Raw genomic sequence first — 24,246 nt, forward strand, 5'->3', positions numbered from 1 at the left:
GAATCCCCGGGAGCATAGCAAACTATGTGACCGGGGTGAGCGAGTGCAGCCAACAAAGAGGCAACTTGAAAGATGACGGGTATAGATTAATAGAACAATTAATCCAACTATATGTATACCCAATGGATTTCAATATGGATCGCGACAACAAGGGAGCGAATCCCCGGGAGCACAGATAACAATGTGACCGGGGTGAGTGAGTGCAGCCAACAAAGAGGCAACTTGAAAGATGACGAGTATAAAACAATAAAAATAATTATTATCAGATATTACCTAAGTTATTGATCACCGAATTAGTGAAACTACTTAACTGCTTGTCTACTTTTTGTTTTGTGATTAAGATCGCATTGATTAGATTTAAATAATACTAAATTAATATTTCCATTCTATTTTTATATGGAAAATAATCAAAAAATCATGTTAAATACAATGAGGTGGTTTTTATGAAAAACAAAATAATTGTATCTGACTCTCTGCAAGAACATCATCTTACTAAATTATTTAATGATGAAGTGTTAGCAATCCATATAAAGAAATATGTTGATAGTTCTATTGCAAACAAGCTCTCTGATTTTCTCCTCTCCCACGAAAATCTGGAATGTCACCCTCATGATTTGAAAAAAGGAGATGAAGTTGTTTTAGTTGATTATGGTGTTGATAGAATTGGTCCGTCTTACAATACAACTTTTGGCAAATCCAAAGATAGCGATAGCTATAAAAAATATTTTGAAAATGCGTTACCTGCCATCAGAAATGTCAGAAATTTCTGTGCTCCAATGTTAGCGCCTTTCGATAAATTTCGTTTAGAACTGGACGAGATATGGTCCGCCGGGGCCAGCATTGCAAACTTTGAAGGTAAAAAGATGCATGTGGGTATTGCCAGAGTGATGAGCAGGCCGGAACGCTCTTTTATGGTTGAAAAACAACCCCACTTTGATGGCCTTCAACAACAATCGGTCAATTTGTTGGGCCAATTCTCAGTGAATATCTATATAAAAATGCCTGCAAATGGAGGAGAGCTTGAGCTGTGGGATGTTCCTGAAATCCCTATTACCGAGTTAATCGAAGATAATGCAGAAAACGATTGGCGAGGCACACTTCCGCCATCCATCCTTATTAAACCAGAACAAGGAGATTTGATTATAATAAACACCAGGAAACCCCATGCTATTCGTAGTTTTTCCGAAGGGTGCAGAATATCATTACAAAGCTTCATTGGATTATCACTAAATAAACATCTCATGTTATGGAATTAATTATATGGTTGGTGTAATCAGTACATTAGGAACATTTTTTCTTTTAGGATTGGGAGCTGCGGCTCCCGTTGGCCCTATAAATATAGAAATTATGCGTAGACACTTGAATATCAGTTGTCTTCACGCAGTAATTTTTGGCTTAGGTGCTTGTTTTGCCGATATAATTTATTTATTACTTTTAGGTTTTGGTATATTACAATTGTTTTCCAATACTATTTTTATGCCTATTTTTGGGTTTTTAGGCGCATTGATGGTCATTTGGTTTGGTATTACCAGCTTCATAAATAAGAAAAATGAGGAAAATATCAATATCATCTCCAAACCCTATCATAGACAATTTTTTGATGGTGTATTGTTGACACTATTAAATCCATACAATGTTATTTTTTGGCTGTCTGTCAGCGCACAACTCAACAATATTGCATCAGGTAAATATAGTTTAGCTATTGGTGCAGCAGGGACAATTATTGGCGTCATTGTTTGGGTTGCCTTTATTAATACTGTGATATTCTTCTCCAGGAAAATGCTCAGTCACCGTGTTATCAAGTTTATTAATTACACCAGCGGTGTCGTTCTTATTATGCTTGGAATCTATTTCTTTTCATATTCAATAACATTATTTAATCTGAAATTTTCTTAAGTCAGGAAATGCTATGCCTGAGGGTCGAATAACGTTTTTAATCAAACGAAATTTCGTGGAGATCCTTAGGCATTACTTCTAGAACTTGCTGGTCAAGCCCCGGTAAAGCACTGTGGATCGTTTTCCAGACAATCTTAAAATCCACCTTGAAGTAGCCATGAGCCAAAGCATTACGCATCTGGTAAGCAAACGACAATGGCAATTCAGGGTTAGCAACAACTCGTGCCGGATCGCGCCAATGTCAAAGAGGGTGGTTTCCGGCGTCGGGTCAATCAGGATGTCCAAGTCACTGTCTTCGGTATCATCACCGTGTATAACAGACCCGAAAACACGGGCATTACGAGCACGATGAGATTCCACTACGCGACGGATGGCCGCCCGATTGGCAGCTAAGACTATTGATGGTTTCATGCCATTAACTCCGCAACAAAATCTGGTTTTATAATATGTGGCACCAAAAGGAAAGCAATACCAAAGCCCGCTTTCCATCATCAATGTCGATGCCAAAATCCGTGTTTTTTCTGACGTTCATGACACAGGAAAATCGCATGAATTGAAGCTTTCCTATCAGCGTTTCTTCTGTTGAAAAAAGAAGTACGGCTGTAGTACTAAATAAGATAGAACGGTTATAGCAATCGCTCCATGAGACAGTAACGCGAAATCATAGTTGTCAATTTATGTGGCAGTTGCTTAATTATGTTGATGCCTTGTTGAAATCGTTTTCATCACAGCAAAAACCAGGAAGACAAAAAATGGGTGTAGCACTATTATGAAACCTTATTCAAAACAACTGCTCTGGTTTCATTACTTATTGTTAATTAAACGAGAAGGGTTGTATCAAGCTATGGGACATCTTATCCGTACTGAACAGAGGATACCGGAGCGGTAACGATTCTCGACACACGCATTAAATTCAAGAACTACGGCTAGAATATTCTCAATTTCCTGCCCCGTTCCGTTGTGTTATCCGATAAGGCGTTTACGCTATTAAAAACATGATCCAACAAACTTAGTTGAAGTTGCTGTGACTTTGGCATATATTTTGTGCAAAGATCTCTTAAATTAATTCCCTCGTAGGGAGAACTTCAAGATGAATGCACCTGATATCAAAAAAGCACAACATGTTGCCTACGCTCAACGTGTAAAAGAGCAGAAGAGTGGTCATGCAACTCCACAGCCCTTTATACAAAGGCCAACTTTAAGTGTGCCATCAGGTAGCTCCGTTGCAGATATGGCTCCGAACTTCTGATTCTTCCCCTGTACCGAACATGATATATTGAGCCAAGTGTTTATAATATTTGGCTCTTTTTTATGACTGTTGAACACATACCGCCTTCTGAGCAAATTTATTTGCTCAATCAAGAGTTAATCCAAAACGCTGATAGCTTAGCAGGGCCAGCAATCACTGTTGGTGGTCAAGCCGTGCGCTACTGGGTAAATACATACCTTCATAAATACTCGAAAAATAATTTACCTAACGAAGTTTTCATAACTTCTGTTGATGTCGATTATGTAACAAAACGAAACAATGTTGAAAATATCGCCAGAGCATTCAACGTTGAACCTCATTATAGCAACCCACTTGATCTCCCATCTATTGCAATATGCCTCCTGACCGATAAGGACACAAAGACGATTAAAGAGCATGAAGGCCGATTGTTCTCTAACCCTGATAACAATGATGAATGTAACCTTGTTGATATCATTGACCGGCCAGCAGGTTTTGAATACGACGATTTATCTGGCGACAAACTATACTTAAATACAGAACGTTTTATGATTAATGCAGCGCCAGGCTCTCATGAGTTCGTCCGCGTTTTGAATCCTATCGCTTGTATTCGATCTCGCCTCGCCAACATTGTGAATAAAGTCAAAGACGATATTGAGGTCGAGAAAGAGCGCATCAGAAGCCTGATGATCCCTGCTTATTACTTTCTGTTAGAAAGACTTGAGCATGAAGATTTTCGAACAGACAGAAAATATGTTGAAGACTTTGGTTATCTGCTACAAGAACGATCCCGGCGTCACTGTCTTGTGAAGTATTGGATTGAACTCCATAAAGTTCTTGAATCACTTCAAGTTAATCTCTCTGAACACAGGGATGATTACGAGTTGCCGGATATGTTTCTTGATGAAGAGTTAAGAAGAATGGCTGAACATCATAAAAATCAATATATTAGATTAAGTTCTCACTTACAGTTAGACCAATAACTTTATAAGAACGAACGCCCTATTGGGTGTTTCAGACCGCTATTTTTTAAAGCCCGGTTTACCGTTTCTAGCTCTCCATTCTTTTATTTCATGCACTATGGCACTAGGACCACTTTTCCCATACTCTGGGTAATATAGAAGATCAAGCCCAGCAGGCTGTTCTGATAGACGCTCAAATTCCATGACAGCAACTATACCCTATGGATTTCAAGATGCATCGCGACGGCAAGGGAGTGAATCCCCGGGAGCATAGATAACGATGTGACCGGGGTGAGCGAGTGCAGCCAACAAAGAGGCAACTTGAAGGATAACGGGTATATATGATCTTTCTCTATGGAGTATGTATCGGTACAAATGCCTATGACAAAATCAAGGAACTCTTTTTTTGTATAATCAGATATCTTTTTCATATTCATTTACCATTTTTATGAATTTCAATATGTCGCTTCGGAGTTACTACTCGCAGGTTATTGAGTCCATAAACAGAAGCATCATCTTTAATAAACTGAACATGATGTATTTCATATTGTTAGTTCGATTTAATGCCAAAATCGGCTGGAAATACTAAGATATAATTCCAACACCGGCAGCGATTCAATGTTGGTATATTATCCACAAGGTATTAATCTGCGTGATGAAAAGGATTGTAAAAACCCTTTTCATCACTTATCCGACTGCTATTCTTTAAAGCCCGGTTTACCGTTTTCGGCTCGCCATTCTTTTATAACTTTGAGCACACCTTCCGGGCTATCTTCAACTCCATTCTCCGGATAGAAAATTAGTCCATTTCCGTTTGGATGTTCTACAAGTTTTTCAAAATGATCTATTAAATTATCATGTTCTTCCTCTGAAACATCCACCGCCCATATTTTATTCAATAGGGATAAGAATTCAGCTTCAGTATAATCTTCCAGTTTATTTTTCAGTTCCATCTTACATACCCTCTCTGTTAGAATGGAGTTCAATATGTTTTTTCGGTGTTACCACTCGTAAATTATCAATATCATAGACAGCTCCACCATCTTTAATTGGTTTTACATGGTGGATATCGAATTTTTTCTTTCCACCTATTTGTTCAGTTGGAATGGAAAATGGCGCATACTCTAATTCTTTTTTTATTTACATCAGAAAAATCCTTTACCAACTCAGGATCATTACCAACCTCTTTCCAAAACGCTCTTCTAAAATCATCGAAATTATTAAATGTCCTCCCTCGCAACTTATCCGCTATCTGACTGGGAATCGGCGCTCCTTGTCTTCCGGTATCGGCAACGATTCAATATTGCTACCCACTTTATCCGGAATCGGTAATATCGTTATCTGCGACGGGATAAACGGCTGTTCCTCATTCCCAGTATGGGGCGGAACCTTAAATTCCTGTTCGTTTGGCATCCATAAAATCGTTGGCCGATTTTCTCCTTGTTCCCAGAACTCGTAATTACCGGTAGCCGGATTCAGTTTCATCATACGAACCGGCACTTTATCCAGACCACTCTCCGGGCTGACGTGATACCCCTGAACTGTCATCCTGCCGCTTTTTTCATCTCTAATCCAGCGAAAACGAACACGGGTCGGCGCTTTACCAAGCTGTTCTGCAATCTCACTAAGATGATGCTGGTTTAAGTAATCTTCCTCGCCTTCATTTAACCCGGATGAATAAAACAGCCCCATTAATCCGACTGTCAACGGATTTGGTACCGCCAGCCAACGCCCGGCGCTGGTAATGCCACCACCAATGTAACGCATCACCAATGCTTCACTATCCGCTATAGCGCTACGGGTAGTTGCAGTCACCGCGATAGCAGCAGCTTCGGCCTTATCTTTGCTGCCGCTAAGCCACCGTTTATACCACAGTAATTTTTTATCCTGCGGTTTATCCGGTTTAGGTGGGTGTTTATTACTCTGCGGGGGCTGTTCAGGTTTTGATACCATTACCGGAGCAGGAGATAACGGAACCTGACATATCGCCATCCTACCAAAGTTATTTACCGGTTCAGTTTCTGTACCGGCATCGGTACAGCCTTTACCTCGCTGACGGGATTTGGCAAATACCGGGATCGGAGGAGGAGGAGCCTGTGTTACAGGCGGTGGTGAGGATTGGATATTTCCCATTTCCTTCACCGGTGATGAGAAGTTTTGCGCTGCCATATGAGCAGGCGCTTGTTGACGAAGCTGCTCCTGTTTCTCGTAACTGTCCATCACTGAATTAATAAATCGGGCCCGACAGGGACAAGTACTAATGCTATCCAATGTGCCCGCCAGCTTACTCCCCATGTCAAACATATCTGTTAATGATGTAAGTGCCGGGATGTTTACCACAGGTAACCTTATCCCCTTCACGAGCAGTTGCTCACCCGTCAAATGTCATAGTGTGGTCACCAGTAATAATCTGGCCGCCACAAGTTGTTTTATCACCAACCAGCAGGAAATATCCTATTGCCATCTATTCACTTCTCCATTAATTCACCGTATGAAGAGTGGTTCTAACTGAAATCATCATGTTTTCACCACTTATGGATTAATAAGCGTTCAATGATGCAATAGATTTCGCTTAAAGATATATAGGAATATTCCGAAATTTATCGAAATTAAGTTGCCTGATGCTAATAATACCTCATGATTTATAACAATTTATACACAATTTTTCATCAAAAGCAAATATCACGAATAAATTTGCAACCAATGACGATATTGGTTTTGCATGCAAATGGTTTCTAAGGATACAACATCAGATTAGCAGGATTCATGGGGTAGGTTTTCTCAGTATAAAAATCAGCTCTTTTTATATGAGTCTTGATTAGATCAAAAAAGTGCTGACCAAAAGGCCAGCACTTTGTGATGAATCTAAAACAGCATCGAAACACTGTTTAGAATAAGCAATAACTTGTTATCTTCAAACTTAATCGTAGATATTCACGCGATCACGCAACTCTTTGCCAGGTTTAAAATGGGGAACGTATTTACCTTCCAGCTCCACTTTATCACCGGTTTTAGGGTTACGACCTACGCGCGGAGCACGGTAGTGAAGAGAAAAACTGCCGAATCCGCGTACCTCTATACGTTCACCATCTGCCAATGTTATTGCCATATGGTCGAGTATTTCTTTCACTGCATCTTCAACGGTTTTGGCCGAAATATGAGATTGCTGGCCAGCAAGTCTTTCAATTAATTCAGACTTGGTCATGAGTACCTCCCTAAACTACCGCACTTGGATAACACTTACGTGTTATCCACCGTTATTCACTTGAATTATTCGCCTTTCGCTGCTTTGAAAGCTTCAGCCATTGCATTGTTTGCAAAGTTTGCGTCTTCTTGCTTGTTCACAGAAGCGATAGCGTCTTTTTCGTCAGCTTCGTCTTTAGCGCGAACAGACAGGTTGATAACGCGGTTTTTGCGATCAACACCAGTATATTTGGCTTCAACTGCATCACCCACATTCAGAACCAGCGTTGCATCTTCAACACGGTCACGAGAAGCTTCTGATGCACGCAGGTAACCTTCAACGCCGTCAGCCAGTTCTACTGTCGCACCTTTAGCATCAACCGCGGTCACTTTACCAGTCACAATAGCACCTTTCTTGTTCACAGACAGGTAGTTATTGAATGGATCTTCCGCCAGTTGTTTGATGCCCAGAGAGATACGCTCACGTTCTGCATCAACTTGCAGAACAACAGCCGCGATTTCATCACCTTTTTTGTATTCACGAACTGCTTCTTCTCCAGCAACGTTCCAGGAGATGTCAGACAGGTGAACCAAGCCATCAATGCCGCCATCCAGACCAATGAAGATACCAAAGTCAGTAATAGACTTGATCTTACCTTCAACACGGTCATTTTTGTTGTGAGTTTCAGCAAATAGCTGCCAAGGGTTAGCTTTACACTGTTTCAGACCTAAGGAGATACGACGACGTTCTTCGTCGATATCCAGAACCATAACTTCCACAACGTCACCAACGTTAACCACTTTAGATGGGTGGATGTTTTTGTTGGTCCAGTCCATTTCTGAAACGTGTACCAGACCTTCAACGCCTTCTTCGATTTCTACGAAGCAACCGTAATCAGTCAGGTTAGTTACGCGACCAGTCAGTTTAGTACTTTCTGGATAACGCTTAGCGATTGCTACCCAAGGATCTTCGCCCAGTTGTTTCAGGCCCAGAGATACACGGGTACGCTCACGGTCAAATTTCAGTACTTTAACTGCGATTTCATCGCCCACATTGACGATTTCACTTGGATGTTTAACACGTTTCCAAGCCATATCAGTAATGTGTAGCAAGCCATCAACGCCACCCAGATCAACAAATGCGCCGTAGTCAGTCAGGTTCTTAACGATACCTTTAACTTCCATACCTTCTTGCAGGTTTTCCAGCAGTTGATCACGTTCTGCACTGTTTTCAGATTCGATAACAGCACGACGAGAAACCACGACGTTGTTGCGTTTCTGATCCAGTTTGATGACTTTAAACTCAAGCTCTTTACCTTCCAGGTGAGTTGTATCACGAACTGGACGAACATCAACCAGAGAACCAGGCAGGAATGCGCGGATACCGTTCAGTTCAACAGTAAAACCGCCTTTTACTTTACCGTTGATGATGCCGGTAACTGTTTCTGCGTCTTCGTAAGCTTTTTCCAGCATCAGCCACGCTTCATGGCGTTTTGCTTTCTCACGAGACAGAACAGTTTCACCAAAACCATCTTCAACAGCGTCTAGCGCAACATCAATTTCATCACCGACCTGGATTTCCAGCTCACCCTGAACATTTTTAAACTGTTCTACAGGAATAGCGGATTCTGATTTCAGACCTGCATCGACCAATACAACGTCTTTATCAATAGCAACAACGATGCCGCGAACGATAGCACCTGGACGAGTTTCAATAGATTGCAGGGATTCTTCAAAGAGTTGAGCAAAAGATTCTGTCATGTTAATGATCTTCAAGATTTTAATTTAACGTCCATTTAGCTTCCCGCCGAATGGGGTTGTTTTACATGCCCTGCTACGATTCCCTGTAACAAGGTTGTCTGGTTTGCGGAAAAATTCTCTACCCGCGTACCTAGTTTTTAGTACATCGTCATCAATTATAAGCTAAAAACTTAAAATCGCTCAGGTAATTGAGAGAATTTTTTTCGCATAATTTAGCGCCTTGTCGATAACTTCTTCGATAGACATACTGGTTGAATCCAATATTAATGCATCTCCAGCCGGCGCTAACGGCGCAACTGCCCGGTTACGGTCGCGGTAATCACGTTCCTGTATCTCGGACAAAAGACATTCAAAGTTAACACTAAAGCCTTTTTCCTGCAACTGTAGCATACGTCTGCGCGCACGTTCTTCTGCACTGGCATCAAGGAATATTTTTACCGGGGCATCAGAAAACACCACAGTTCCCATATCACGGCCATCTGCAATCAAGCCCGGTGCAACCCGAAAAGCACGCTGACGCCGTAACAAGGCTTCACGAACTCGTGGAAAAGCAGCCGCCTGCGAGGCAGTATTGCCGACCGTCTCGGTCCGGATCTCATTACTGACATCCTCGCCCTCAAGCATCACACTGAGTTTCCCTTTTCTAGGGACAAAGCGCACATCAAGATTAGCAGCCAGAGGAACTAACGCGTCTTCAGACTGGATATCCACCTGATGATGAATCGCTGCCAGTGCCAACACTCGATAAATAGCACCTGAATCAAGCAGTTGCCAGCCTAAGGCCTCTGCCAGTGCCTGGCATAATGTTCCTTTACCTGCACCACTTGGCCCATCAACAGTTATTACTGGGGCTATCGCCACCATTATTGTTCTCCTTTAGCATGGCAAGTTAACACTTCACCAGATGCTGAATATTTACTCAATAAAATAATCAATATCTGCCGTTTATTATACGCACTCACAGAGTGAACGAAATAAGCGCATGCCATGTAGATAGATTTTGATCAAAGAAATACGCTTTATTAAATCATAATAATCGATAATTATGACTTTCGCTGGCTTAATCTCTCCAATTGATTGAAATAATTAGGAAAGGTCTTTGCTGTACAACCTGGATCGAGAATGGTAACCGGTGTATCGGACAGCGCCACCAACGAGAAACACATCGCCATTCGATGATCATTATAGGTACCAATTTCAGCAGGTAACAATCTTGGTGGTGGTGTGATGCGAATGTAATCACTCCCCTCTTCCACCTCTGCACCGACTTTACGCAATTCAGTTGCCATCGCATGCAGCCGATCCGTCTCTTTTACCCGCCAATTGTATATATTGCGAATGACGGTCTCCCCTGCCGCAAACAACGCAGTGGTTGCAATGGTCATAGCTGCATCAGGAATTTCATTCATGTCCATATCAATGCCAGTGAGAGAGCCTCGTTCACATTCAACAAAGTCATCACCCCAACGAATTTTCGCCCCCATTTTCTCCAGCACATTGGCAAATTTGATATCCCCTTGAAGGCTATTTTTACCAACTCCGGTCACCCGCACAGTACCACCTTTAATTGCTGCGGCCGCCAGAAAATAGGAAGCAGAAGAGGCATCACCTTCAACCAAATAGTGGCCCGGAGAAACGTATTGCTGTTGGCCTTTAATATGGAAAATCTGATATTGATCGTGATTTACGGTAATACCAAAACTTTTCATCAATGCCAGAGTGATATCAATATAAGGTTTGGAAACCAATTCCCCTTGAATATGAATCTCAGAATCATTTTCCGCCAATGGTACAGCCATCAGCAATGCGGTCAAAAATTGGCTGGAAACCCGGCCATCTACCGTCACTTTGCCGCCAACAAAACCCCCTTTGACGTGTAACGGCGGATAATTTTCCTGCTCCAGATAATCAATTTCTGCGTCCCCTTGGCGCAAAGCATCCACCAGATGACCAATCGGGCGCTCTTTCATCCGAGGTTCGCCGGTCAGAACGACGTCATTTTTTCCCAAGCATAACGCGGCGGTTAGGGGACGCATTGCTGTGCCGGCATTACCCAGAAACAGTTCTACCGGCCCTTTATGGGTAATCAATCCACCAATACCGTCAACTTCACAACGGGTACGATCATCAGATAAACGATAACTGACACCCAACGCAGCCAAGGCATTGAGCATATGACGAATATCATCACTGTCCAACAAGTTAGTTAAGCAGGTAGTACCTTTAGCAAAGGCTGCCAGTAATAACGCACGGTTGGAAACACTTTTTGATCCTGGCAGGTTAATAGTTCCACTAATGGAAGAAATAGGTTGTAGCATCAGGGATTGCATAAATAACAGGCTCTCCGATTCTCAATTAGGTTATTTTTAATAATAAGTGAGTCATTGTTACGTTTGAGGAAATATTTTTTTCTACCCTGAGATAGACCGGGAACCATTGTTCCCGGTAAAGTTGACAAATCAGCCGTTACGACGCTCAAAATCAGCCATAAAATCAACTAAAGCCTGAACCCCTTCGACAGGCATTGCATTATAAATAGAAGCACGCATACCGCCGGAAACCCGGTGACCTTTCAATGCCTGCAACCCTTGTGCATCTGCTTCTGCCAGAAATTTGCTGTCCAGTGAGGCATCAGCCGTCTTAAACGGCACATTCATCAGGGAACGATTTTCAAGGACGACTTGGTTATGGTAGAAATCACTGTTATCAATGGCATTATAAAGTAACTCAGCCTTAGCACGGTTACGTTTTGCCATCTCTTGTACCCCGCCTTGCTCTTTCATCCACTTGAAGACCAAACCAGAGAGATACCAGGCAAATGTTGGCGGCGTGTTGAACATGGAGTCATTCTCTGCCAGCACCGTATAATCAAGAATAGACGGGGTTTCTTTACGGGCTTTGCCTAATAAATCTTCACGAACAATAACCAGTGTGAGCCCCGCCGGACCAATATTTTTCTGCGCTCCAGCATAAATCATACCATAACGGCTAACATCTAACGGCCCGGAAAGAATAGAGGAAGAGTAATCCGCAATAATAATTTTATTATCATCAAAATCTGGCTCTTTATGAATTGCGATACCATCAATGGTTTCATTCGGGCAATAATGGACATAAGCCGCATCATTACTTAATAACCATTCACTCATTGGCTTAACGCCTTTCAAGCCATTAATTTCGGTTTTGATATTAATTACATTCGGCGTGCAATATTTTTCTGCTTCTTTGACTGCACATTCAGCCCAGTAACCACCATCAATATAATCAGCTTTAACATTATCACCCAGCAGGTTCATTGGGATAGCGGCAAATTGACCACGGGCGCCACCATGGCAGAACAATACTTTATAGTTTTCAGGCACTGACAATAGATCTCTCAGATCATTTTCAGCTTCCTTTGCCACTGCGACAAATTCCTTACCTCGGTGACTAATTTCCATAATTGAAGTCCCAATACCATGCCAGTTACAGAGCTCTTGTTCAGCTCTACGCAATACTTCGACCGGTAACATAGCGGGACCTGAACTGAAATTATATACCTGATTCATTTACCTCACCTTATTCTGACGAAATAACAATGATTGATAACAATAAATAATCTGATATATCGGTTGTACCATTCCCATTTCATTGCTGCAATGGTTATTCAAACGTTGAACAAAACTATCGCAAAAATAGCCAATAAACTTGTTCATTCAGCGCTATTACAGGTGAGCCGCTTATTTTTTACCTTTTTTATCTACAGCTATGAGAGGAAGGAATAATGTGAAATGACGAATCGGGTAAAGCAATAAAGCCATGATGTCGGTAAAATCGCACTGCATTATCATCTTTTGCATCAACAAGCAGCGCATAAGACGCAATTTCGGCACGAATGGTCCTCTCAATAGCATCAGCTAGCAATGCTCCACCGAGTCCCTGATTTCTAAATGCCTGATCAACGGCCAACCTCCCCATCCGTACTGCCGGCACTGTTGGGTATCGTGGCAGTTTCTTAATAGTAACCGTAGGGAGGTTGGTCAACTGGATACCGGCAGCAGCCAGAGTATAATATCCCACTACCCAGTGATCATGAAGCGCAACAAAACAAGCTGCACCTGTGCGCTCTATTGTTATCTCTGAATCACAAATCAATATTTCACAAACATCTCGTGAATTTTTACCGGATCACGCGTTTCAGTCAGAGCTAATTGTAAAAGCACTCTGGCCTTTTGTGGGTTCAGACGTTCAGAAGCGACAAAGCCATGCTTGCTATCATCCACTTCCGCATCCTGAGTAACATATCCCACCGGTACACGGCTTGATCTGACGACCACAACCCCATCTTTAGCCGCTTGAGCCAAAGTATCGAAAATCGCCTTATACATATTACCGTTGCCCACACCAGCGCTGACAATACCTTGGTAACCATCTCTCAACAGAGCTTTCGCCGGCAGATCAGACGCATTGGCATAGTTATAGACAATGCCTACTTTAGGCAGTTTATCCAGTTTACTGACATCAAAAATCGCCTTACTCGCTCTCGGCTTAGCGTCAGCGTAATAATTGACTTTGCCATTATGAACAAAGCCCTCAGCACCCGCATTAACTGGCTGGAATGCCTGAACTTCGGTGGTGCTCATTTTCACCACAGTGCGCCCACTGATAACCGCATCATTCATTGCCATCAACACACCACGTTTGGCTGATGCTTGATCACCGGCAACCACCACAGCGTTATACAGATTTAACGGGCCATCGGCACCAAGCGCCGTAGACGGGCGCATCGCACCAACCATGACAATCGGTTTCTGGCAGTGGGTAGTTAGATCGAGGAAGTAAGCAGTTTCTTCCATTGTGTCAGTACCGTGGGTGATAACAAAACCATCGGTCTTGCCACAATCAGCGTTGATTCTTTTCGCTAGCGTCAACCACACCTGATCATTCATATCCTGCGAACCAATACTCACCACCTGCTCACCTTTTAGGTTGGCGATATCTTTGATCTCAGGAATAGCATTGACTAATTCATCAATAGCAACTCTTCCAGCAACATAGTTGGATTGGATTGCAGACTTCCCACCACCCGCAATCGTCCCTCCTGTCGCCAAAAGCGTAATATTTGGTAAAGCAAAAGCAGAACCACTAATTAATGCCAATAAACTGGCTAAAGCTGTGTGTTTCATCTTTTTCATGCTTCTTCCTTAATAAAAAATATCCTGTTAGATTATGGATGATGATAACAATAAATCTGTGATACATACCAGACTTTAGCTACTGAAAAAAAACTCGTATGATGAGCGCCCCATAACGAGCACTCATAAGTGAATACCATGACGCAAACCTTTATTCCCGGCAAAGACGCCGCACTGGAAGACTCAATCAACCGTTTTCAGCAAAAACTGCAACACCTTGGTTTTAATATCGAAGAAGCTTCATGGCTGAACCCGGTTCCTAATGTCTGGTCGGTTCATATCCGCGACCGCGATTGCCCTCTCTGTTTTACCAATGGCAAAGGTGCCAGCAAGAAAGCCGCTTTAGCTTCTGCTTTAGGGGAGTATTTTGAACGCTTGTCAACTAACTATTTTTTTGCTGACTTCTATTTAGGCGAAGCTATCGCTAACGGTGATTTTGTCCATTATCCGAATGAAAAATGGTTTGCTTTACCGGAAGATGATTCTCTACCAGCAGGCATTCTGGATGACCGGTTACACCAATTTTATAATCCTGAAAATGAGTTATGCGCCAGTCAGTTAGTCGATTTGCAATCAGGTAATGAAGAGCGTGGTATCTGCTCGCTGCCATTTACTCGTCAGTCTGATGATCATACCGTCTATATTCCGATGAATATTATTGGCAATCTTTATGTTTCCAATGGTATGTCAGCTGGCAACACTATGAATGAAGCCAGAGTTCAGGGATTATCTGAAATTTTTGAACGCTATGTGAAAAATCGTATTATCGCCGAAGGCATCAGCCTGCCAGAAATTCCCCAGGAAGTGATGAACCGTTATCCCGGCGTTGTCGCCGCAGTCAGCAAATTACAGGATGAAGGTTTCCCACTCTATTGTTATGACGCCTCTCTCGGTGGACAGTTCCCGGTTATTTGCGTAGTGCTGTTTAATCCCAATAACGGGACTTGTTTCGCCTCTTTTGGTGCACATCCTGAATTTGGTGTAGCACTGGAACGTACTGTGACCGAATTATTACAAGGACGCAGTTTGAAAGATCTGGATGTGTTCAATGCGCCGACTTTCGATAATGAAGAAGTGGCAGAACATACCAATCTGGAAACTCACTTTATCGATTCGAGCGGTTTAATCAGTTGGGATTTATTCAAACAAGATGCTGATTATGCGTTCGATGACTGGAATTTCAGCGGCACGACAGAAGAAGAGTTCGCCACTTTGATGGCTATCTTCAAACAATTGGATGCCGAAGTTTATATTGCTGACTACGAGCACCTTGGTGTTTATGCCTGCCGTATTTTGGTCCCGGGAATGTCTGATATTTATCCTGTGGAAGATTTACATCTTGCTAATAACACGATGGGAACGCATTTGCGGGAAGCTTTATTAGCATTACCGGATAGCCAGTGGCAAGCCGAAGAATATCTGGCACTGATTGAGCAATTAGATGAAGAAGGTTTGGATGATTTTACCCGTATCCGTGAGTTGTTTGGCATTGCGGTGGGTAAAGATAATGGCTGGAGCAATTTACGGATTGGTGAACTGAAATCCATGTTGGCGCTGGCTGGCGGTGATTTGGAACAGGCTTTAATTTGGGTAGAATGGACTCAAGATTTTAACGCCTCAATCTTTACGGCCGAACGCGCTAATTATTATCGCTGTTTGCAAACACTACTTTTACTTGCTCTGGAAGCGGATAAAGCGCCTACACAATATTATCAAGCATTCGTAAAAATGTATGGGCAAGATGCTGTTGAAGCAGCATCAGCAGCTATTTCTGGTGAACACTGTTTTTATGGTCTGTGGTCAGTTGATGCAGATTTAAAATCACTGCCCGCTCATCAGGCTTTATTGGCTGCTTATGAGAAGCTGCAAAAAGCAAAATGCGATTTCTGGAACGCAAAATAAAATTGTAGAAAAGACAATTTATAATTAAAAGTAAAATTCAGGTTAAATTAAATTTATTTGCAACAACAAGTAAATAACAATTTGGCCTGTAATTTTACTTACCAAACTTCCTACCAATGGGTTAAATAAAAAAATATTATAATTTTTAAAATTTTTTTATTTTATTAAAATCAACAGGTTAAATTGAATTTAAACCATTTTCACTCCCCAAAACAGAGTCCACTCTCAGGGAATTATGATCTATATCAAATTCTCCCCTTCACGCCTTTGTTACTATCATTACGTACCGTAACTTATTAATGATAAAGAGAATGTTGGTATGAAAGCTGACACCCCCTTTAACCTATTACCACCTGCGATAATGACACAAATCGCCAATGACATTGGTGTTTATAAAACTACTAAACCTGTTGCCATTACCTATCTGTCAGCAATAACTGCCGGAATTTTTATTTCCATTGCATTCGTCTTTTATATTACCGTGACTACAGGAACCACATCTGTCCCTTATGGGCTAGCTAAATTAGTCGGCGGTATCTGTTTTTCCCTTGGATTAATGTTAGTAGTCGTTTGCGGAGCAGATTTATTTACTTCTACTGTGTTGACGATTATTTCCAAAGCCACCGGGCGTATAACCTGGTATCAAATGATTAAAAACTGGATTAACGTTTATCTCGGTAATTTGATTGGCGCGCTATTTTTCGTCGCCATTATCTGGTTTGCCGGTCAATACCGTGTTGCCGACGGATTATGGGGCTTGAATGTCTTGCAAACAGCAAACCATAAAATGCATCACTCTTTTATTGAAGCGCTATTTTTAGGCATTCTCGCCAATTTAATGGTTTGTCTCGCTGTTTGGATGAGTTATGCCGGACGTAGTTTAATGGACAAAATATTCGCCATGATTTTGCCAGTAAGTATGTTCGTTGCCAGCGGCTTTGAGCACAGTATTGCGAATATATTTTTAATCCCGCTTGGTGTTGCTATTAAGCATTTCGCACCAACTGAATTTTGGATTAATGTAGGGGCAACGCCTGAACAATTTTCTCAACTCACCATTGCACACTTTATTACTAACAATTTAATTCCAGTCACTATTGGTAACATTATCGGTGGCGCCATTTTGGTGGGTTTAACTTACTGGTCAATTTATCTGCGTAGTGAGCAAAAACATTAATTAGCTCTCTCGCCTGATTTCTTAAAAGTTCGATTATTACAAAGGTAGAAGTATCATGACTGAATTAAATAAAAAGTTCTCTGTAGCATGGCAAGGTTTTAACCTGGGTGATTGGCAAAGCGCAGTCAATGTTCGTGACTTCATCCAAAAAAACTATACGCCATATGAGGGTGATGAATCTTTCCTGGCAGGTTCGACAAAAGCGACCGATACCTTATGGGAAAAAGTCATGGAAGGTATCAAAATCGAAAACCGCACTCATGCGCCGGTTGATTTTGATACTGATGTTGCTGCTACTATTACCTCCCACGACGCAGGTTATATCGAAAAAGATCTGGAAACCATTGTTGGCCTGCAAACGGAAGCCCCATTAAAACGTGCCCTAATCCCATTTGGCGGCATCAAAATGGTAGAAGGATCATGTAAAGTTTATGGCCGTGAACTCGATCCTAAATTGAAACAGATTTTCACTGAATACCGCAAAACGCATAATCAAGGCGTTTTCGATGTTTACACACCAGATATTCTTAAATGCCGAAAATCTGGTGTTCTGACAGGTCTGCCTGATGCCTATGGCCGTGGTCGCATTATTGGTGACTACCGTCGTGTTGCAGTATACGGTATCGATTTCTTGCGTGATGATAAATTAGCTCAGTTCAATTCATTGCAGGAAAAACTGGAAAACGGTGAAGATCTGGCAATGATTATTCAATTGCGTGAAGAAATCGCTGAACAGCACCGCGCTCTGGGCCAGATTAAAGAGATGGCGGCTAAATACGGCTATGATATTTCTGGCCCCGCCACTGACGCTAAGGAAGCGATACAGTGGACTTATTTCGCTTATCTGGCAGCGGTTAAGTCTCAAAATGGCGCCGCAATGTCCTTTGGTCGCGTTTCCAGTTTCCTGGATATCTACATCGAACGTGACCTGAAAGCGGGTAAGCTGACAGAAGTTGAAGCTCAGGAATTAATTGACCATCTGGTGATGAAACTGCGTATGGTTCGTTTCCTGCGGACACCTGAATACGACGAACTGTTTTCCGGTGACCCAATCTGGGCAACAGAATCGCTGGCAGGTATGGGAATAGATGGTCGCACGCTGGTGACTAAAAATAGTTTCCGCTTCCTGAACACCCTATACACAATGGGCCCATCACCAGAACCCAACATGACCATCCTATGGTCCGAAAAACTGCCGACAAATTTCAAAAAATTCGCGGCAAAAGTTTCCATCGATACCTCATCTTTGCAATATGAGAACGATGATTTGATGCGCCCTGACTTCAACAACGATGATTACGCTATTGCTTGTTGCGTCAGCCCTATGATTGTGGGTAAACAGATGCAATTCTTCGGCGCCCGCGCAAATCTGGCTAAAACGATGCTGTACGCTATTAACGGCGGTGTAGATGAAAAGCTGAAAATGCAGGTTGGCCCGAAAGAAGAGCCAATAAAAGATGAAGTGCTGGATTACGACAAGGTTATGGCCCGCATGGATCACTTTATGGATTGGCTGGCAAAACAGTATGTTACTGCACTAAACATCATTCACTATATGCATGATAAGTATAGCTATGAAGCGGCGCTGATGGCACTGCACGACCGTGATGTTTACCGTACTATGGCCTGTGGCATTGCCGGTCTATCTGTCGCCGCTGACTCATTGTCTGCCATCAAATATGCCAAAGTGACACCGATTCGTGATGAAAATGGTTTAGCGGTTGATTTCAAGATTGAAGGTGAATATCCACAATTCGGTAACAACGACTCACGTGTTGATGATATCGCCTGTGATTTGGTTGAACGTTTCATGAAAAAAATCCAGAAACTGAATACTTATCGCAACGCGGTACCGACACAATCCGTTCTGACTATCACTTCTAACGTGGTATATGGTAAGAAAACCGGTAACACCCCTGACGGACGTCGTGCTGGCGCACCATTTGGACCCGGTGCCAATCCAATGCATGGTCGTGATCAAAAAGGTGCCGTCGCCTCTTTGACCTCTGTGGCTAAATTGCCTTTCGCCTATGCAAAAGATGGTATCTCTTATACCTTCTCTATCGTACCAAACGCGTTAGGCAAAGATGATGAAACACGCAAAACTAATCTGGCTGGTTTGCTGGATGGTTATTTCCACCATGAAGCAGAAATTGAAGGTGGTCAGCATTTGAACGTCAATGTGATGAACCGTGACATGCTGCTCGATGCCATGGAAGACCCTGAGAAATACCCTCAGCTCACCATCCGGGTATCAGGTTATGCCGTACGTTTCAACTCACTGACTAAAGAGCAACAACAGGATGTAATTACCCGTACTTTTACCCAATCTATGTAATAATTTGTTAGCAAAGGCCCTGAATTTTAGGGCCTCTATTCGTTTATCCTGTCGTTTATCCTGCCAGTTTTGGAGTAAACCTGTTATGTCCGTACTTGGTCGTATCCACTCTTTCGAATCCTGTGGCACCGTTGATGGCCCCGGTATCCGGTTTATTGTTTTCTTTCAAGGTTGCCTGATGCGTTGTCTCTATTGCCATAACCGCGACACATGGGATACCCACGGCGGCAAAGACGTGACTGTTGAAGAATTGATAAAAGAAGCGACAACCTATCGTCATTTTATGAACGCATCCGGTGGCGGGGTTACTGCATCGGGTGGTGAAGCCGTTCTTCAAACTGAATTTGTACGTGACTGGTTCCGAGCCTGTCGTGCCGAAGGTATTCATACTTGTCTTGACACTAATGGATTTGTCCGCCGCTATGGTCCGGTTATTGATGAATTAATGGATGCCACAGATCTCGTTATGCTCGATTTGAAGCAACTTAATGATGAGATTCATCAGAAATTAGTCGGTGTCTCCAATCATCGCACCTTGGAGTTTGCCCGCTATCTGGCTAAACGTAACCAGAAAACCTGGATTCGTTACGTTGTGGTTCCGGGTTGGTCCGATGATAATGAATCCGTTCATAAGCTAGGTGAATTTACCAAAGATATGAAAAATATTGAAAAAATCGAGCTTCTGCCTTATCACGAACTGGGTAAACATAAATGGACAACTATGGGGGAAAAATATCAGTTGGAAGGTGTAAAACCGCCAGCAAAAGAGACAATGGAGAGAGTGAAAAACATTTTGGAAAGTTATGGTCATAAGGTTGTCTATTAATTAAATTAGTTAACTTCCATCTCTGAAATGACGTTTAAAAACAGTAGGAAAAACCATTTTAAATATCAAACCCTGGCTTGCCAGGATCAAACTACACGCACAAGTGGATATAGTATTTGGGATGAAATGGCTTATTAAAGATGGACTTCATATTAAACAGAGATCGTAATAGAAGCAGTGAATATTATTTGACAATGGGGGAACCTTGCGATCAAGCCAATAAGCGAGTCAGCATATGATTCATATAACGAATAAAATATTAAGGTATAAGTCGTTTATATCTTTTCATAAATATAAACGACTTATATATCCGTTATCTTTCAAATTGCCTCTTTGTTGGCTGCACTCCCTTGCCGTCGCGATCCATCTTGAAATCCATAGGGTATAAAACCTATTCCCTAACAAATTAATTTCATCTATTATCGGTATTCCATCTCTTTTTTCAACTGATTTTATTAAGTTTATCTCACGAGAATTAAATCCACTCTTTATCATTAATAATGCCTCTATTTTCTGTTTTGTCATTATCTAAACATCCCAATAAGTAAGCAATCTGATTAATATACACTAAATTTCATCATAATATAAAAAGAAAACAATCCACATAATCAGAAAAATATTTATCACGATGATACTATATTTTTATATTTCTTCATAAATATAAATAAGTTAACTGACATCAAGAAAAGTGCAATAGGCATTGAAATAACCACAGCAAATAAAACTCCATAAAGATTAATTACAGTCTCCATTAAAACAACAAGGGGTCGCCTCAGAAGATAAAGCCAATCACCCCACTCTTTCATTCCAGAAGTGACATTTTAAAGTCGCAATAACAACTTCAGAATATCATGGCTTTTAATATTGCATTATGTAGCAAATTCCCCGGTACCAGAATTTGTAAATTTTGATACCTTACAACAAAGGAATTCATGAACTCTGTTTGGATACCAAAATCAGTAATAAACGGTCACATCAGGCACATGAACATTGAGGTTTTAACGAAACAGAATGAGTCATTTGTTTCCGCAAACAACTCACTTAATCGCGTTCCCCACGCTCTTAGGGCCCCGATAAAGTTGCTTCCGTCTGATAGGTTTCAGCTTCGCCAGGCAAACGTAAAAGTCCCTTGTATAGTCATCATCCTGTAAGAACAAAAATGCCGATCTTGAATATCGGCATTTTGCTGTGAAAGAGAAGATTAATTTAATGCTTTAACGCTTCAATTTTATCCCGGCTCAGTCCGGTACTGGTGACAATAATATCCAAACTCACGCCATGCCGTAATAAGGCACGAGCCGTTTCCAGTTTACCTTCCTCTTTACCTTCTGTTCGGCCTTGCTCAATACCTTGCTTGATACCTTGCTCGCGCCCTCTTTGTTCAAGCTCTTCTGCAATAGTCATCAACATCGTTTCATGCTTCGGAGATAGTTGCTTCAGTCTGACCAGTTTCAGCTTCGCCGGGCAAACGTAAAAGTCCCCTGTACAGCCATCACCTTGAATAAGAACAAAAATGCCGATCTTGAATATCGGCATTTTACTGTGAAACAGAAGATTAATTTAATGCTTTAACGCTTCAATTTTATCCCGGCTCAGTCCGGTACTGGTGACAATAATATCCAAACTCACGCCATGCCGTAATAAGGCACGAGCCGTTTCCAGTTTACCTTCCTCTCTACCTTCTGTTCGGCCTTCTGTTCGGCCTTGCTCAATACCTTGCTTGATACCTTGCTCGCGCCCTCTTTGTTCAAGCTCTTCTGCAATAGTCATCAACATCGTTTCATGCTCCGGAGATTGTTCAATCAGTTGATGGACAAAGTGGGAGAGATCCAGCGTATGTCCATTCAGTAAAATATAGCTTAACACAACATTGCGCTGCTCGGCTGTATTATACCCCGCATTCAAGAGTTCCACCAATTGGGGGACCCATTCCTGCATATCCCGGCAGCGAATGTGTTTTTGCACCAGCTCCATCAGGGCAACGCCTTTATGTGTCAGGATCTCTTCATCGCTGAGCACACTGACATCCACCAACGGAAACGCCTGGCGGTATAAGCGAGCCGCCTGTTCAGGGAGCGTAAAACAATCCAGCCACCGGTTTGAGTAAGGATAAGGACGAACCTCACCATGATAAAACAGCAGAGGCGCCACCAAAGGGAGTTCAGTATGGCCTTTTTTCAGGTGAGCCGCCATGGCTGACATGGCGTAATACATCAACCGCCAGGCCATCAACGGGTCAGGGGTGGATTGATGTTCAATCAGACAGTAGATATAACCTTGTCCCCGAGCCATTTCAACCGAGTACAGCACATCACTGTGCAGTTGACGTAAATGCCGGTCCACAAAACTGCCGGGTTCCAGTTTCAATGTGGCTAAATCACACAACGACTGGACCTCTTCGGGCAGATAAAGGGATAAAAATTCCCTGGCCGTTTCGGGCTGCGTTAAAAAATGTTTGAATAACGCGTCATGGTGAGGTCGTTTTTCTTTCTTTGCCACAATCCGTTTCTCTGTCTTATCAGTTAATCATCGCCACTCATTATCAAGGCTATAATATCTCTGGAAAACCCGCAATCAAGTTACAAAGAACATCTTCCCATATTTTCTCAGGCAGATCTTTACCGAATGCATTAATAGAAGAGCCTAAAGAATCAAATGCCAGAAAAGGAAAACCGGAAAAACATTATATTTACAACAACTACTCAATGAAAGCCATTCATTTAAATGAGTTTTTAACTTGTATTCACATAATAATAACCTCCTTATCAAAAAATCAATTAATTATATTTCTGTTAATAACACTCGATTTACCAAACATCTAAATAAATTAAAGTGTTAATTTATATAAAATAATTACATCATATTTTTCAGAAAAACAGAAACATATCCAAAAAATAAATGAAGAATTAATATTTTCATTGAAGAAAATTTATAACGGACTTTGCTAATAATCCTACGTCTTAAAACACGCTAAGAAAGTATCCTTACAAGTAAAAATAAACCTTGACTTATAATTTCCATTGTATATTTTTAGTGCATAATACTATTTTAAGCTAAATTCAAAACAACAGGTTACTCATTATGGATGCTTTAGATGAATTTTACGAAAGAAATCCTTCGGCCAGAGGATACTTGGATAACAGTACTAATGAAGAAAGAAAACTCCTAAAAATTCAAATGGATAAACAAAATGTGTTGATGATGCTTATGAACAGAGTTTCCGATAAATATGTAAAATGGAGTCTGGCTAAAGACCATTTTATCGGTGAAGTCATGGCCTATTGCCAAGAAAACACATCAAAGATAAATACCGGGGAGATCTCAATCTCTGAAGCAATAGCTTTATTAGACGAAGAAATCCGATCATTAGAAGAGCAAGATGCAATGCTTTCTCAAAAGAGTGTAAGGCAAGCCATTGTTGTAAAGAAAAAGGTAAACAGTGAAAATGCTAAAAGCAGGAATGATGAGACAGTTAATTTGATTGTCTCATGGATTGGATTTGTATCTGGCAGTATACAACTCATAGGTGGATTTCTTGCTATTGATAGCGGTGTTGGAGCAACACTGGGAGCATCATTGATGGCTCACGGCTTCAATAATGTTGTTGAAAGTGGTTATTATATCCTTTATCGCGAAAGCTATACTGGGCCAGTTAAATTCGTCTATGAAGGAATTGGAGAAAAAGCTTTTAGAATGGATAAACGCGATGCTGATGTGATATATACATCGGTTGATGTTGGAATGTCTCTCAATGGACTACTTGGCTACAAGCTTGAGCCAGATAGTCAACGATTGTATC

25 protein-coding genes and 3 pseudogenes are annotated in these 24,246 nt (G+C 41.7%); 11 read left to right on the plus strand and 17 right to left on the minus strand.

Annotated elements, in window-relative coordinates:
* Positions 1-443: 443 nt before the first annotated feature.
* The gene (locus LG003_RS20135; RefSeq protein ID WP_262981473.1) at positions 444-1,256 is read left to right on the plus strand and encodes a 2OG-Fe(II) oxygenase; all 813 of its coding nucleotides are present in this window, start codon (positions 444-446) and stop codon (positions 1,254-1,256) included.
* 4 nt (positions 1,257-1,260) lie between these two features.
* Positions 1,261-1,896, plus strand: a complete 636-nt coding sequence (locus tag LG003_RS20140; RefSeq protein ID WP_162120402.1) for a LysE family translocator — start codon at positions 1,261-1,263, stop codon at positions 1,894-1,896.
* A 37-nt stretch (positions 1,897-1,933) separates the two neighbouring features.
* On the opposite strand, the gene LG003_RS20145 is transcribed toward LG003_RS20140, so the two are convergent.
* Complete coding sequence (locus tag LG003_RS20145; protein ID WP_262981474.1) at positions 1,934-2,098, minus strand: HepT-like ribonuclease domain-containing protein; 165 nt, start codon at positions 2,096-2,098, stop codon at positions 1,934-1,936.
* Between the two features lie 246 nt (positions 2,099-2,344).
* Between LG003_RS20145 and LG003_RS20150 the strand changes: the two genes are divergently transcribed.
* From LG003_RS20150 to LG003_RS20165, 4 genes and pseudogenes are all read left to right on the plus strand, one after another.
* Positions 2,345-2,482 (plus strand): hypothetical protein, encoded by a 138-nt coding sequence (locus tag LG003_RS20150; RefSeq protein ID WP_262981475.1) that lies wholly within the window; start codon positions 2,345-2,347, stop codon positions 2,480-2,482.
* Between the two features lie 22 nt (positions 2,483-2,504).
* A pseudogene (locus LG003_RS20155) lies at positions 2,505-2,669 on the plus strand (IS630 family transposase); the annotation flags it as partial.
* Between the two features lie 317 nt (positions 2,670-2,986).
* Positions 2,987-3,145, plus strand: a complete 159-nt coding sequence (locus LG003_RS20160) for a hypothetical protein (protein WP_158537751.1) — start codon at positions 2,987-2,989, stop codon at positions 3,143-3,145.
* 62 nt (positions 3,146-3,207) lie between these two features.
* Positions 3,208-4,107 (plus strand): hypothetical protein, encoded by a 900-nt coding sequence (locus LG003_RS20165; protein WP_262981476.1) that lies wholly within the window; start codon positions 3,208-3,210, stop codon positions 4,105-4,107.
* A 39-nt stretch (positions 4,108-4,146) separates the two neighbouring features.
* Here the strand turns inward: LG003_RS20165 and LG003_RS20170 are convergent, their stop codons facing one another.
* The 13 genes and pseudogenes from LG003_RS20170 to ansB all read right to left on the minus strand — a co-directional run bounded on the left by LG003_RS20170 (position 4,147) and on the right by ansB (position 14,204).
* Positions 4,147-4,290, minus strand: a complete 144-nt coding sequence (locus LG003_RS20170; RefSeq protein WP_262981477.1) for a bacteriocin immunity protein — start codon at positions 4,288-4,290, stop codon at positions 4,147-4,149.
* An 8-nt stretch (positions 4,291-4,298) separates the two neighbouring features.
* Positions 4,299-4,523 carry a bacteriocin immunity protein gene (locus tag LG003_RS23545; RefSeq protein WP_390894155.1) on the minus strand — a complete coding sequence of 75 codons (225 nt, stop codon included), beginning with the start codon at positions 4,521-4,523 and terminating at the stop codon, positions 4,299-4,301.
* Positions 4,520-4,627, minus strand: coding sequence for a hypothetical protein (locus LG003_RS23550; RefSeq protein ID WP_339366759.1), 108 nt, complete (start codon positions 4,625-4,627; stop codon positions 4,520-4,522). The genes LG003_RS23545 and LG003_RS23550 overlap by 4 nt, the downstream gene beginning before the upstream one ends.
* A 157-nt stretch (positions 4,628-4,784) precedes the next feature.
* Positions 4,785-5,039, minus strand: a complete 255-nt coding sequence (locus LG003_RS20175; RefSeq protein ID WP_112876631.1) for a bacteriocin immunity protein — start codon at positions 5,037-5,039, stop codon at positions 4,785-4,787.
* Between the two features lies 1 nt (position 5,040).
* Positions 5,041-5,383 (minus strand): annotated as a pseudogene (locus LG003_RS23555) (HNH endonuclease signature motif containing protein).
* Positions 5,335-6,426, minus strand: a complete 1,092-nt coding sequence (locus LG003_RS20180) for an S-type pyocin domain-containing protein (RefSeq protein WP_390894156.1) — start codon at positions 6,424-6,426, stop codon at positions 5,335-5,337. The pseudogene LG003_RS23555 and the gene LG003_RS20180 overlap by 49 nt, the downstream one beginning before the upstream one ends.
* Positions 6,427-7,006: 580 nt before the next feature.
* Complete coding sequence (ihfB, locus tag LG003_RS20185; RefSeq protein ID WP_011145915.1) at positions 7,007-7,291, minus strand: integration host factor subunit beta; 285 nt, start codon at positions 7,289-7,291, stop codon at positions 7,007-7,009.
* Positions 7,292-7,356: 65 nt separating this feature from the next.
* On the minus strand, positions 7,357-9,030 hold the full coding sequence (gene rpsA / locus LG003_RS20190) for a 30S ribosomal protein S1 (protein WP_065390862.1): 1,674 nt from the start codon (positions 9,028-9,030) through the stop codon (positions 7,357-7,359).
* Between the two features lie 180 nt (positions 9,031-9,210).
* Positions 9,211-9,894 (minus strand): (d)CMP kinase, encoded by a 684-nt coding sequence (cmk, locus tag LG003_RS20195; RefSeq protein WP_262981478.1) that lies wholly within the window; start codon positions 9,892-9,894, stop codon positions 9,211-9,213.
* 179 nt (positions 9,895-10,073) lie between these two features.
* Positions 10,074-11,360: a 3-phosphoshikimate 1-carboxyvinyltransferase gene (gene aroA / locus LG003_RS20200; protein WP_262981479.1), complete on the minus strand. Its 1,287-nt coding sequence runs from the start codon at positions 11,358-11,360 to the stop codon at positions 10,074-10,076.
* Positions 11,361-11,489: 129 nt separating this feature from the next.
* Complete coding sequence (gene serC, locus LG003_RS20205; RefSeq protein ID WP_112876634.1) at positions 11,490-12,578, minus strand: 3-phosphoserine/phosphohydroxythreonine transaminase; 1,089 nt, start codon at positions 12,576-12,578, stop codon at positions 11,490-11,492.
* A gap of 187 nt (positions 12,579-12,765) precedes the next feature.
* Positions 12,766-13,164, minus strand: a complete 399-nt coding sequence (locus tag LG003_RS20210; RefSeq protein ID WP_262981480.1) for a GNAT family N-acetyltransferase — start codon at positions 13,162-13,164, stop codon at positions 12,766-12,768.
* The gene (gene ansB, locus LG003_RS20215; RefSeq protein ID WP_112876635.1) at positions 13,161-14,204 is read right to left on the minus strand and encodes an L-asparaginase 2; all 1,044 of its coding nucleotides are present in this window, start codon (positions 14,202-14,204) and stop codon (positions 13,161-13,163) included. Before ansB ends, LG003_RS20210 begins: the two co-directional genes overlap by 4 nt.
* A gap of 138 nt (positions 14,205-14,342) precedes the next feature.
* Here ansB and ycaO point away from each other — a divergent pair, with 138 nt between their 5' ends.
* The 4 genes from ycaO to pflA all read left to right on the plus strand — a co-directional run bounded on the left by ycaO (position 14,343) and on the right by pflA (position 20,447).
* A complete protein-coding gene (gene ycaO, locus LG003_RS20220) occupies positions 14,343-16,106 on the plus strand; it encodes a 30S ribosomal protein S12 methylthiotransferase accessory factor YcaO (RefSeq protein ID WP_262981481.1) in 1,764 nt (587 codons plus the stop codon).
* A 319-nt stretch (positions 16,107-16,425) separates the two neighbouring features.
* A complete protein-coding gene (gene focA, locus LG003_RS20225; RefSeq protein WP_262981482.1) occupies positions 16,426-17,283 on the plus strand; it encodes a formate transporter FocA in 858 nt (285 codons plus the stop codon).
* A 55-nt stretch (positions 17,284-17,338) separates the two neighbouring features.
* On the plus strand, positions 17,339-19,621 hold the full coding sequence (gene pflB / locus LG003_RS20230) for a formate C-acetyltransferase (protein ID WP_112876638.1): 2,283 nt from the start codon (positions 17,339-17,341) through the stop codon (positions 19,619-19,621).
* 85 nt (positions 19,622-19,706) lie between these two features.
* Positions 19,707-20,447: a pyruvate formate lyase 1-activating protein gene (gene pflA / locus LG003_RS20235; RefSeq protein ID WP_112876639.1), complete on the plus strand. Its 741-nt coding sequence runs from the start codon at positions 19,707-19,709 to the stop codon at positions 20,445-20,447.
* A gap of 285 nt (positions 20,448-20,732) precedes the next feature.
* On the opposite strand, the gene LG003_RS20240 is transcribed toward pflA, so the two are convergent.
* From LG003_RS20240 to LG003_RS20250, 3 genes and pseudogenes are all read right to left on the minus strand, one after another.
* Positions 20,733-20,972 (minus strand): hypothetical protein, encoded by a 240-nt coding sequence (locus LG003_RS20240; protein WP_262981483.1) that lies wholly within the window; start codon positions 20,970-20,972, stop codon positions 20,733-20,735.
* 681 nt (positions 20,973-21,653) lie between these two features.
* Positions 21,654-21,890: pseudogene (locus tag LG003_RS20245) on the minus strand (ISNCY family transposase); the annotation flags it as partial.
* 117 nt (positions 21,891-22,007) lie between these two features.
* Complete coding sequence (locus LG003_RS20250; RefSeq protein ID WP_262981484.1) at positions 22,008-22,946, minus strand: Rpn family recombination-promoting nuclease/putative transposase; 939 nt, start codon at positions 22,944-22,946, stop codon at positions 22,008-22,010.
* Positions 22,947-23,528: 582 nt separating this feature from the next.
* Between LG003_RS20250 and LG003_RS20255 the strand changes: the two genes are divergently transcribed.
* A partial coding sequence (locus LG003_RS20255; protein ID WP_262981485.1) for a DUF4225 domain-containing protein occupies positions 23,529-24,246 on the plus strand: 718 nt, incomplete at its 3' end.

It is taken from the genome of Photorhabdus kleinii (assembly GCF_025384885.1).
Taxonomy (GTDB): Bacteria; Pseudomonadota; Gammaproteobacteria; order Enterobacterales; family Enterobacteriaceae; genus Photorhabdus; species Photorhabdus kayaii.